The sequence below is a fragment of the Gammaproteobacteria bacterium (ex Lamellibrachia satsuma) genome, assembly GCA_019623805.1.
Taxonomy (GTDB): Bacteria; Pseudomonadota; Gammaproteobacteria; order Chromatiales; family Chromatiaceae; genus QGON01.
In genome coordinates this window covers 2,921,200-2,933,033 of sequence record CP053680.1, presented here as the reverse complement: position 1 = coordinate 2,933,033, position 11,834 = coordinate 2,921,200, and the positions used below count along the sequence as shown (strand labels likewise).

Sequence of the window (11,834 nt, the reverse complement as noted above, 5' to 3'; positions counted from 1 at the left end):
CGGCGCCTCGCCGCGAATGGAACTGGAATCGAGCTTTCGCGGCGGGGCGCCGCTCCTACAGGATCATTGCGCATAGCCGGTCAGAAAAAAGTAGGCACCAAAACAGACCCAGGAGAGCAGCAGCAATATCCAGGGCAGTTTGCTGCTTTTCTGCAGTGTAGAAGGCGGGATAGCTTCCGCCTGTGTAGGTTGCGGTGCTGCTGAAGCCGTGGCCTTCTTCAGTTTTTTATCGAGCTCCCGCGCCTTGACCTTGTGTTGTTTCTTATAGAGGTCAATGCCCTTCTGGATGCCCTGGGCAATCAGCTTCGTCTGCTCCTTAGTCTGTCCCGGTTTTTGCGTCCCGCGGGCAATCTTCATCGCTTCGTCCCTGGTTTCTCCCGAAACCTGCGCTTTTTTGGAATATTTTGCCATAGATCAAACCACCCGTTTGACGTCCATCACGTCAGGCAACTGCTCGACTTTGGTCATCAGACGACTGAGCTGTTCCATGTCGTTCACTTCGACGGTAAATTGCATCGTGGCGGTATCGGCCTTGCGGTCACTATGCGTTGTGACGCTGATGACATCAACCTCGTCGCTGGTGAAGATCGATGAGATATCACGCAGCAGTCCCTTACGGTCAGCCGCAAGGATACGGATATCGACCGGGTAGGTTGACTCTTCATGCTGATCACTCCAGCCTACCTCCACCAGACGTCCCAGTTCGTCCTCATCCATCGCGCGGATATTGGAGCAATTCCGCCGATGCACCGTCACGCCCCGGCCGCGGGTGACGTAACCAACAATGGAATCATAGGGGACCGGCTTGCAACAACGGGCCATGGTGGTCATCAGATCGTCGACCCCATCCACCACCACTTCGCCTTTGATCTGCGCTTTAGTGCGCGCCTTTTCCAGGGGCAGTTCGGTCTGCTCCTGCTGCTTTTCCCTTATCCCGGAACCGGCCACCTGTACGGGTGACAGTTCGCCACGGCCGATGGCGGCATAGACATCGTCAACCTGTTTGAGATTGTGTTTCTCCGCGACTTCTTCCAGGTCGGGCTTTTCGATCACACTGAGGCGGACGATCTCCCTGTCCAGAGCCGCACGGCCAAGCTCGACATAGTGCTCATAATCGAGGTGTTTGAACCACTGACGCACCCGGCTTCGCGCCCGACTGCTCTTCAGATAGCCGAGATGCGGATTGATCCAGTCCCGGCTGGGCGTACCGTTCTTCGAGGTCAATACTTCAACGATTTCACCGCTCTTCAGGGGACGTGTGAGCTGCACAATGTGGCCATCAACCTTCGCTCCCTTGCATCTGTGCCCGATATCGGTGTGGACCGCATAGGCGAAGTCGAGCGGCGTCGAGCCTTTCGGCAACTCGACCACCTTGCTCTGCGGCGTGAGGACATAGATGCGGGTCGCCTCCATCTCCGTGTCGATCTGTTCGAGATGATCGCCATTGTCTTTCAGCTCCAGCCAGTGGCGCATCCAGACAACGCGCAGCTCGAAATCGGCATCATGTTTGGCGTTCTCCTTGTAGCGCCAATGGGCTGCGACACCCAATTCCGAATGGTGATGCATATCCTGTGTGCGGATCTGTATCTCCAGCGTCTTGTCCTCAGGACCGATCACCGCAGTGTGAATGGATTGGTACATATTCGCCTTGGGGGTGGCAATGTAGTCATCGAATTCACCGGGGATGTGTTTCCAGAGCCCGTGCACGATACCAAGCACCTCGTAACACTGGGCAATGTCACTTACCAACACCCGCACCGCCCGCAGGTCGAAGATCTGTTCGATATCCACAGCTTTTCGCTGCATCTTTCTCCAGATGGAGTAGATATGCTTGGGACGGCCGCTGATGTCCGCCTCTATGCCCTGTTTGCGAAACTCCCCGTCGAGCAGTTCAATCACTTCGTCGATAAACCGTTCCCGATCCTCACGCCGTCCATCCAGTTGGCTGGCCAGACGCTTGTAATCATCCGGATTGAGAAAACGCAGCGACAGGTCTTCCAACTCCCACTTGACCTGCCAGATGCCCAATCGGTTGGCCAGTGGTGCATAGATGGCGCGGGTCTCCTGCGCCAGACGCAGACGAGTCTCTTCGGGAAGCTCACGGGCAATGCGCATCAAATGCAACCGCTCACCCACAACGACCAACACGACGCGGACATCTTCCGCGATCCCCAGCAAGAGTCGCCGCAGGTTCTCTGCGTGCTCCGCCTCATCCACATGTTTGGTTTCGGAGGATAGACCGGTCAGAGCGTCGATTCGGGTAAGGTCATCCACCATGATGGCAACGCTTTTGCCAAAGCGCTCTTCCAGCTGCTCCAGAGTAATCGCTGAATCGGTCAGCAACCCAAGCAGTATCGCCGCCGCAAGAGTCTCTCGGTCGAGGCGCATGCCAAACAGAATCTCCGCCACCGAGAGGCCATGACGCAGCCGGGTCTCACCGGTGGGAAGAAAGACGTCGCCACCCGCATCCAGCGCCAATTCACAGGCGTCTCGCAGATAGTCGACATCCTCCCGACTGTTCTCCTGCCCATACGCCTCCAGCCAGGCATCGATGCCCTGCTGATCGACAGACGTTCCTTCGGGCAGACTGGTGGTTACTCTGACCATTGGCGATTCACTGTGTTAGCGTCTGCTCACACTAGTCGAGTACATGGCTCACAAGTCCATCCGCCAGCTTGGGCTCGAACCAGGTCGATTTGGGGGGCATCACCTCCCCCGCATCGGCAACCGCCATCAGGTCTTCCATCCCGGTGGGAAAGAACGAAAAGGCGACCTGCATCTCACCGCTGTCCACTCTTTTCTCCAGACCAGCCAGACCGCGAATGCCGCCGACAAAGTCGATACGGCTGTCACGGCGAGGATCGGTGATCCCAAGAATCGGATCGATCAGATTGTTAGCCAAAAGACTCACGTCCAACCGACCCACCGGATCGTTGCTGGGGATACGCTCTCCACTCAGGCGCAGACGGTACCACTGCTTGTCCAGATACATGCCGAATTCGGCAGGCTGCGACGGCTTAACCGGTAAATCGCTGACCTCGACACTGAAGGCCTCACCGACCCGAGACAGAAAGGCTGCTGAATCCAGCCCGTTGAGATCCTTCACCACCCGGTTGTAGTCGAGGATCTGCATCTGATTGTGGGGAAAAATCACAGTCAGAAAGTAATTGTAGGACTCGTCGCCCGTATGGTTTGGATTGTCCGCCTTGCGGACAGCACCCACCCGGGAACCCGCCGCCGAGCGGTGGTGGCCATCGGCCACGTAGAGGGCATCCATGGCATCGAAAGCATCGGTCAGCCTAGCGACTGTGGTCTTATCTGCCACCATCCAGATCTCATGCAGCACACCATCAGCGGCGGTGACTTCGATAACTGGTGCGGCGCTGCTTATCTCTGCAAGAGTGCTGTCGACAACGGAGGTACTAGGATAGACCAGAAACACCGGACCGGTCTGAGCGTTGAGGGCATCGACCTGACGCACCCTGTCATCCTCTTTCGCAGGACGGGTGAATTCATGCTTTTTGATTCGATTGTTGTCGTAAGCCTCTACAGAGGCAACAGCTGCCAGCCCCGTTTGCACATGCTCACCCATGGTCAGCCGATAGACATAAAAACAGGGTTTTTCGTCCCGCACCAGTACGCCTTCATCCTCCATCTTCGCCAGATTTTCCGCCGCCTTGGCATAGACTTCGGGCGCATAAGGGTCAGTGCCTTCAGGCAGGTCAACCTCTGGGCGGGAGATATGCAGGAAACTCCAGGGACGGCCCACCACCATCTCGCGGGCTTCCGCTTCATTCATTACATCGTAAGGTGGGGCGGCCACATCGGCGGCACGACCAGCGGCGGGACGCAGTCCCGGAAACGCTCTGATCAACGGCATGTTGAGATCCTTAAAAGTTCAGGTGGAGAGACGCTACGGCGTCAACAATAAAGTAAAACCCAGAGATTGTTTCAAATGCATGAGCCACAGATCAAGCACATTCCCTGATCCATGTCAGATAATTCCTACATAAACCCCGGAAATTTCCCGCAGATAAAATTTGGTTCAAGTGCCAAGATTAAGTTGTCGCCATAAGGACGTTATGGATGACATCAAGGCGCACGGATGCACCAAGGATTGAAACATTTGCCAACCAAGCAGGGCGACATCGCCCCGGCTCCCACGGATCAGGGAGCCGGGGGTTTTTCTTTTCCGCCTGCCGGCTGGCCATCCACAGGCCAGAGATGCTGATCGGCGTCATCGAAAACATCCCAAAGCGCCTGATAAGTTTTTCCGGTCTGGGGATGCATCTCTTCCCCCGCGACCTCAGACAGCGGCAGCAAGACAAAGGCGTAGCGGGTAATTTCATCCCTCGGCAGCTGCAGTTTTGGTGTATCTATCACCTGCTCCCCATAGGTCAACAGGTCAATATCCAGGGTCCTGGGGGTATATTTGTCTCCCGAGCGCTCCCGGCCATTGGCATCTTCAATCCCCCGCAGCCGCTGGGCCAGCGTTTCAACAGGCAAACCGGTTTCAATCCCCACCACCAGATTGTAAAAACTGTTCCCATCAAAACCGACAGCCTCACTCTCATAGATGCGGGAGACCACCAGCTCACCGAATTGAGCCTTCAAATCGTGCAGTGCCTGAGTGATATGGCGCTGTCTGTCGATATTGCTGCCCAGGCTCAACCAGACTCTGACCACCGCAGACTCAGTCACGACTGCCCCGCTCGATGATGACCCCGACATCCCGTGCGGCACTTACCGCACCAATCTTATTCATGGTCAACCGCACCCAGGGCACTTCGAACTCGTCGAGCACGATGTCCGCACAGCGCTCCGCCAACGTCTCCACCAACTGGAACTGACTCTCCTCCACGAACTGAATCAGCCGCTTGGAGACTGCCTTGTAATCCAGGGTATCGTCGATGTGATCACTCTCTGCCGCACGGGCTATGTCAGCTCCCATTTCGAGATCGATCACCACCGGCTGCCTGATCTCCCGCTCCCAGTCGTAGATGCCGATTACCGTCTCGATGCGCAGTTTTCTGATGAAGACAATATCCATAGTTTTTCGTTGTTGTCTGACTTAGAGAATCACGACATATTAGTGATCTGGAGGAGAAAAACAATCCACCCTGGCTGGAGAGTCTCTGAACAACTGTCATTTCGAACGCAGTGAGAAATCTCATACCTCGATACCTGCTATGTACTCTGTAGCTGGAGATCTCTCCCTACAGTCGAGATGACAATAATTCAATTGATCAGAAGTTCCCAGGGGTATTGACCTTGTAGTGGCTTAGGGTTCCAATTCACCTATGATCATTGAAATACTGCTTGTGCTCGGCGCCTACCTGTTGGGTTCCATCTCCAGCGCCATCATCGTCTGCAAATTGATGAGGCTGCCTGATCCCCGCACCCAGGGATCCAACAATCCCGGTGCCACCAACGTGCTGCGAATCGGCGGCAAAAAAGCGGCGGCAATCACTTTGCTGGGTGACATGCTGAAAGGGCTGATCCCGATGCTGATCGCCCATCTGTTCACCGATTCGCCTCTGATCCTCGCCCTCACCGCCATAGCGGCCTTCCTCGGTCATCTCTATCCGCTGTTTTTCGGCTTTCAGGGAGGCAAGGGTGTTGCGACTGCGCTGGGCGTGCAGTTCGGCCTGCACTGGGCAGTCGGTGGCTCAGTGGCGCTGGTTTGGCTCTTCATGGCCAAGGTGCTGAACATCTCCTCCCTGGCCGCCCTCGTCTCCATGGCCTTGGCGCCGGTTTTTGTCTGGTACTTCTGGCCAGCACCGGAACTGATCGCCATGCAGGTCGTGATGAGCATTATTCTGTTCTGGCGTCACCGCAGCAATATCCAAAATCTGCTACAGGGGGCGGAGGGCAGTATTTCCAAAGGTGACAGGTGACAGGTGACAGGTGACAGGTGACAGGTGACAGGTGACAACAGGATTATTGCTGGAGCACTTTTCGGGTCAAATAGAAATTATCACATTTTCACTCCGCCCCTGCTGAATTGTTACCTCCCCTGTGGGGAAGGAAAAGGGAATCAAAACGATCCTGATACCTGTCACCTGAAACCTGTTACCTTTCAACCGCCTCCAAACTTTCCATCTTCCAGCGGGGATTGGCGGAAAACCGCAACGGCTCGCTCTGCCCTGCCCGCAGACGCTGCCAACCCGCGTAGGCGATCATCGCCCCGTTGTCGGTGCAGAATTCCGGTCGCGGGTAGTAAGCGCGTCCGCCCTCCTTCACCATCATCTCACCAATGCATTCACGCAAACGGCGATTGGCACTCACACCGCCCGCCATTACCAGGGTCTTGACGCCAGTCTGCCTTACCGCACGGCGACACTTGATCATCAGGGTATCCACCACCGCATCTTCGAAGGCCCGGGCAATATCCGCCAGCGTCTGCCAGGGTAGCGGATCTCCTTCCTCCCGCTTGGCCACCTGCTGGGTATTGAGGGCAAAGGTCTTGAGTCCACTGAAACTGAAATCCAGCCCGGGACGATCTGTCATCGGACGCGGAAAACGGTAGCGTCTGGGATCGCCATCCTGCGCCAGCTTCGCCAGTTCCGGCCCACCGGGATAGGGCAGCTCCAGCAGTTTGGCGGTCTTGTCGAACGCCTCTCCCGCCGCATCATCCAGCGACTCCCCCAAAAGCTGGTATCTACCGATCCCGTCCACTTTAACCAGCTGGGTATGCCCGCCGGAGACCAGCATGGCGATAAAAGGGAAGCCGGGCGGCTCCTTCTCCAGCATCGGCGCCAACAGATGCCCCTCCATGTGGTGCACACCCACCGCCGGCACCTGCCAGGCCCAGGCCAGACTGCGCCCGATCGCACTGCCCACCAGCAAGGCCCCCACCAGACCTGGGCCAGCCGTGTAGGCCACGCCATCGATGGACTCGCTGCTGATATGCGCCTGATGAAAAACTTCCCGAATCAGCGGCAAAGCCTTGCGCACGTGGTCCCGGGAGGCCAGCTCCGGCACCACTCCACCGTATTCGGCATGGATTTCGATCTGACTGTGCAGCGCATGAGCCAGCAGGCCGCCTTTGCTATCATAGACAGCCACGCCGGTCTCATCACAAGAGGTCTCTATTCCCAAAACCCGCATATTCTGTCGTTTCCCCATAGAGTATGTACGATTAATTTTGCAAAACTCGGCATCTATGCGTAAAATCCGCGCCTTTCACCGTTTGCAAAGCTTAACAGAGTCCTAGGAAGCACACACAGATGCCCAACGTACGCGTCAAAGAGAACGAACCTTTCGAAGTTGCCATGCGCCGTTTCAAGCGCTCCTGCGAGAAGGCCGGCGTCCTCGCCGAAGTCCGTCGCCGCGAGTTCTACGAAAAACCCACTTGGGAGCGCAAGCGCAAGGCTGCAGCAGCAGTCAAGCGTCACCTGAAGAAGGTCTCGCGCGAGAACCGTCGCTGGGAACGCCAGTACTGATCCTACCTGACCGGCGCTTTCAGCTATGTTGAAACAACGGATTCTGGATGATGTAAAGACCGCCATGAAGGCGAAGGACAAGCCACGGCTTGGCACCCTTCGCCTGATCACTGCGGCGATCAAGCAGCGCGAAGTCGACGAGCGTATCGAGCTTGACGACGCAAAGGTGCTGACCATCCTGGACAAGATGATCAAACAGCGCCGGGATTCGATCAGTCAGTATGAAAAGGCTGGACGTGCCGAACTGGCCGACCAGGAACAGCGCGAAATCGAGGTCATTCAGGACTATCTGCCGGAGGGCCTGAGCGACGCAGAGATTTCCACAATGATCGACGAGGCCATCAGCGCCACAGGCGCCAGCGCCATGCAGGACATGGGCAAGGTGATGGGTCAGTTGAAGCCAAAAATGCAGGGCCGCGCCGACATGGGCAAGGTCAGCGGACTGGTAAAGCAGAAACTGGCCGGCTGACAGCCACCATCCAGATCTTCCGCCGGCAACCCCACTTTCCGCTATCCTTAAGCGGACCCAGTTGCTGAGCGCCGCCAGACATCATGGCAGGAAGAATCCCCCCTCAATTTATCGATGACCTGCTCACGCGCGTGAATATCGTCGACGTGGTCAACCACCGCGTCCCTCTGAAAAAAGCCGGCAGAGACTACCAAGCCTGCTGCCCCTTCCACGACGAAAAGACCCCCTCCTTCACCGTCAGTGCCGAAAAACAGTTCTATCACTGCTTCGGTTGCGGCGCCCACGGCTCCGCCATCGGCTTTCTGATGGAGTATGACAACCTGGGTTTCGTCGAAGCCGTCGAGGACCTCGCGGGCATGGCGGGCCTGGAAGTCCCCAGAGAGGCTGGAGTCTCACAAGGGCCGGATCTGCGACCGCTCTACGATCTGCTTGAAAAGTCGGCTGACTTCTATCGCAGTCAACTGCGCGAACATCCCCTGGCCTCACAGGCGGTCCAGTACCTGAAAAACAGGGGTCTGAGCGGCGAGATCGCTGCCGCCTTCGGCATCGGTTACGCCCCGCCCGGCTGGGACAACCTGCTGAAACATTTTGGCACCGATGAACAGACCATCGGCAAACTGCGCGAAACCGGGCTCATCTCGGAACCCGACGACAAACGTTACGACCGTTTCCGCAACCGAATAATCTTCCCCATTCGAGACCAGCGCGGCCGAACCATCGGCTTTGGCGGGCGCGTGCTGGACGACAGCACACCCAAATACCTCAATTCACCGGAAACACCCCTGTTCCATAAAGGCCGCGAACTCTATGGGCTTTATGAGGCCAAGCAGGCACTGCGTAAGATCGAACGTCTACTGGTGGTCGAAGGTTACATGGATGTGGTTGCCCTGACCCAGTTCGGCATTCGCAATGCCGTGGCCACATTGGGCACCGCCACCACGCCGGAACATCTGGAGCTGATCTTTCGCACCTGTCCTGAGGTGGTCTTCTGTTTCGATGGCGACCGAGCGGGACGCGATGCTGCCTGGAAGGCGCTACAAACTGCCCTGCCAGTGATGCGCGAGGGGCGCGAAGCCCGTTTCCTCTTCCTGCCGGACGGCGAAGACCCCGATACCCTGATCCGCAAGGAGGGTAGCGAAGCGTTCGACCTGCGTCTGGATCAGGCACAGCCACTCTCAAACTTCCTGCTCGAGAATCTGGCATCCCAGGTTCAAATGGACACCATCGATGGCCGCGCCCGGCTGGCGGAACTGGCAAGACCCCTGCTGGAGAAACTGCCTCCCGGCATCTTTCGTCGCATGATGTATCAGCAACTGGAGCAGACAGTGGGTCTGCAGAGCGGCACTCTTAGCAATAGCGCCAATCCGCCCCAACCCGGCAAGCGCCCTCCCGCATCGGGCGGAGAGTATAGGAAACAGCGACCCAAACTGATCAGCAACGCCATAGCCCTGTTGCTCGACATGCCAGCCGTGGCACCGATAGCAAAAGAAGTGTCCGACGACTGGAAAAACTGGGATACACCGGGAATCTCTCTACTGCATGAATTACTTGAAATTATCTATACCCATCCTACGCTTAATAAAGCAACACTACTCGAACGCTGGCGTGATCGGGACGAGTACCGCCATCTGGCGAAAATTGCGGCACGCCGGTTTGATTTTCCAGGCATGGATCATGAAGCGGAGTTTCATGACGTACTGAACAGGCTTGTCGATCAATACAGAAAAGCCAATGCATTGGCGCCAAGGAACGCGCCGCTCAGTGAGATGTCTGAAGAGCTGTCGGAGCTTAGACAAAGATTTCCCGGCAAAATCGAGGCCGACGATGACAATGAATAGCGCACAGGAGCAACTGACGCAAACCACAGACCAGTCACATTTCGAGTAAAACGCATGGAAACAGGGCACAATTCAAGGCGCTACTGGAAAAATATTAAAAAAACGTGCTAGAATGGGCAGTTCGTTTGTCGGCTCGTGCGCACCCGTATAACAAGGTAAAAAATGAATCAGGAAACACAGCAATCCCAGCTAAAACAACTGATTGCAAAGGGTAAGGAACAGGGATTCCTGACCTACGCGGAAGTTAACGATCACCTGCCCGAAGGCATTGTCGAGCCGGAACAGATCGAAGATATCGTGCGTATGATCAACGACATGGGGATCACCGTCCACGAAACCGCCCCCGACCTCGAAGACAACAACCTCAGCGACAACGCCGTCTCCACCGACGAAGACGCCGCCGAGGAGGCCGCTGCCGCCCTCGCCAGTGTCGACAGTGAATTTGGCCGCACGACCGATCCAGTCCGCATGTATATGCGGGAGATGGGCACCGTAGAACTGCTGACGCGCGAGGGCGAACTCCGTATCGCCAAGCGCATCGAGGACGGTCTCATCCAGGTCTCTGCCGCGCTCGCCACCTTCCCTATCACCATTGACCTGCTGGCAACCAGACTGGAGAACATTGAGGCTGGCGAAACCCGCATGGCGGATGTTACCAACGGCTTCATCGACCTGGACGAAATTAACGAGATCCCCACCCCTGCCAGCATCGCTGCCAAAAACAAGGCCAGGGAGGAAGCAAAAGAAGCAAGAGAGGCAAATGGCGAAGAGGAGGAAGAACCGGAAAATACCGGCCCCGACCCTGAAGAGGTCGCCGCCAAAACGAAAGAGCTGCGCAAGGGCTACAAAGCACTCTGCACCACATTGAAGAAAAACGGCAGGGCCAGCGCCAAAACCCAGAAGACTGTGGATAAAGTCGTTGAGAGTTTTCTTGTATTCAAGCTGGTACCCAACACATTTAACCTGCTGGTCAATACACTGCGCAGCTCCATCGTGCGCATCCGTGCCCAGGAAAGAATCATCATGGGCCTGTGCGTCGACAGAGCCCGCATGCCCCGCAAAGAGTTTATCGTCTCTTTCCCGGACAACGAGACCAACCTGGACTGGATCCACGACCAGATCAAAAGCGGCAAAGGCTATTCAGAGGCACTGGAAGAGCACGCAGACGAGATTCTGCGGTCACAGAAACGCCTCCTTACCCTGGAAACCGAATGCATGCTGACAATCGGCGAGATCAAAGAGGTAAACCGCAAAATGTCCATCGGCGAGGCAAAGGCACGCCGCGCCAAGAAGGAGATGGTGGAAGCCAACCTGCGGCTGGTCATCTCCATCGCCAAGAAATACACCAACCGCGGCCTGCAGTTCCTCGACCTGATCCAGGAGGGCAACATCGGCCTGATGAAGGCGGTGGACAAATTCGAATATCGTCGCGGTTACAAATTCTCCACCTACGCCACTTGGTGGATTCGCCAGGCTATCACCCGCTCCATTGCGGACCAGGCCCGCACGATCCGCATCCCGGTGCACATGATTGAAACCATCAACAAACTCAACCGCATCTCCCGTCAGATGATCCAAGAGATGGGCCGGGAAGCCACTCCCGAAGAGTTGGCAGTACGCATGGAGATGCCTGAAGACAAGATCCGTAAAGTATTGAAGATCGCCAAGGAACCGATCTCTATGGAGACCCCCATCGGCGATGACGAGGACTCCCACCTCGGCGACTTCATCGAAGACTCCGGCGTTGTCTCACCGGTTGAGTCTGCGACTGCTGAAGGTCTCGGCGAAGCAACCCAAAACATGCTGGGGGGCCTCACCGGACGCGAAGCAAAAGTCCTGCGCATGCGCTTCGGCATCGACATGAACACCGACCACACCCTGGAGGAGGTCGGCAAACAGTTCGACGTCACCCGCGAGCGTATCCGACAGATCGAAGCCAAGGCCCTGCGCAAACTGCGTCACCCTTCCCGCTCCGACCGACTGCGCAGCTTCCTGGACAACGAATAGAACGCCACAGCACAAAAAGGCCGCGGGTACGGCGAGCGTACCCACGGCCTTTTTGCTACAATCCTCACGCCCTAT

11 protein-coding genes are annotated in these 11,834 nt (G+C 56.6%); 5 read left to right on the top strand and 6 right to left on the bottom strand.

Features of this window, described 5'->3' with window-relative positions; all coding sequences use genetic code 11:
- Nucleotides 1–63: 63 nt before the first annotated feature.
- The 5 genes from HPY30_12915 to folB all read right to left on the bottom strand — a co-directional run bounded on the left by HPY30_12915 (nt 64) and on the right by folB (nt 5,050).
- Nucleotides 64–411 carry a DUF2956 domain-containing protein gene (locus HPY30_12915; GenBank protein QYZ66808.1) on the bottom strand — a complete coding sequence of 116 codons (348 nt, stop codon included), beginning with the start codon at nt 409–411 and terminating at the stop codon, nt 64–66.
- Nucleotides 412–414: 3 nt separating this feature from the next.
- Nucleotides 415–2,607 (bottom strand): bifunctional (p)ppGpp synthetase/guanosine-3',5'-bis(diphosphate) 3'-pyrophosphohydrolase, encoded by a 2,193-nt coding sequence (locus HPY30_12910; protein QYZ66807.1) that lies wholly within the window; start codon nt 2,605–2,607, stop codon nt 415–417.
- A 31-nt stretch (nt 2,608–2,638) separates the two neighbouring features.
- Entirely contained in the window at nt 2,639–3,880 is a 1,242-nt protein-coding gene (locus HPY30_12905) for a DUF1015 domain-containing protein (protein ID QYZ66806.1), read from the bottom strand.
- 287 nt (nt 3,881–4,167) lie between these two features.
- Nucleotides 4,168–4,701: a 2-amino-4-hydroxy-6-hydroxymethyldihydropteridine diphosphokinase gene (folK, locus tag HPY30_12900; GenBank protein QYZ66805.1), complete on the bottom strand. Its 534-nt coding sequence runs from the start codon at nt 4,699–4,701 to the stop codon at nt 4,168–4,170.
- Nucleotides 4,694–5,050 carry a dihydroneopterin aldolase gene (gene folB / locus HPY30_12895; GenBank protein ID QYZ66804.1) on the bottom strand — a complete coding sequence of 119 codons (357 nt, stop codon included), beginning with the start codon at nt 5,048–5,050 and terminating at the stop codon, nt 4,694–4,696. Before folB ends, folK begins: the two co-directional genes overlap by 8 nt.
- Nucleotides 5,051–5,300: 250 nt before the next feature.
- On the opposite strand from folB, the gene plsY reads away from it, so the two are divergent.
- Nucleotides 5,301–5,897: a glycerol-3-phosphate 1-O-acyltransferase PlsY gene (plsY, locus tag HPY30_12890; protein QYZ66803.1), complete on the top strand. Its 597-nt coding sequence runs from the start codon at nt 5,301–5,303 to the stop codon at nt 5,895–5,897.
- 175 nt (nt 5,898–6,072) lie between these two features.
- On the opposite strand, the gene tsaD is transcribed toward plsY, so the two are convergent.
- Nucleotides 6,073–7,110, bottom strand: coding sequence for a tRNA (adenosine(37)-N6)-threonylcarbamoyltransferase complex transferase subunit TsaD (tsaD, locus tag HPY30_12885; GenBank protein QYZ66802.1), 1,038 nt, complete (start codon nt 7,108–7,110; stop codon nt 6,073–6,075).
- Nucleotides 7,111–7,229: 119 nt separating this feature from the next.
- Here tsaD and rpsU point away from each other — a divergent pair, with 119 nt between their 5' ends.
- From rpsU to rpoD, 4 genes are all read left to right on the top strand, one after another.
- A complete protein-coding gene (gene rpsU / locus HPY30_12880; GenBank protein ID QYZ66801.1) occupies nt 7,230–7,445 on the top strand; it encodes a 30S ribosomal protein S21 in 216 nt (71 codons plus the stop codon).
- A 25-nt stretch (nt 7,446–7,470) separates the two neighbouring features.
- Complete coding sequence (locus tag HPY30_12875) at nt 7,471–7,914, top strand: GatB/YqeY domain-containing protein (protein ID QYZ66800.1); 444 nt, start codon at nt 7,471–7,473, stop codon at nt 7,912–7,914.
- An 83-nt stretch (nt 7,915–7,997) separates the two neighbouring features.
- On the top strand, nt 7,998–9,752 hold the full coding sequence (locus HPY30_12870; protein ID QYZ66799.1) for a DNA primase: 1,755 nt from the start codon (nt 7,998–8,000) through the stop codon (nt 9,750–9,752).
- 162 nt (nt 9,753–9,914) lie between these two features.
- On the top strand, nt 9,915–11,759 hold the full coding sequence (gene rpoD, locus HPY30_12865; protein ID QYZ66798.1) for an RNA polymerase sigma factor RpoD: 1,845 nt from the start codon (nt 9,915–9,917) through the stop codon (nt 11,757–11,759).
- Nucleotides 11,760–11,834 lie beyond the last annotated feature (75 nt).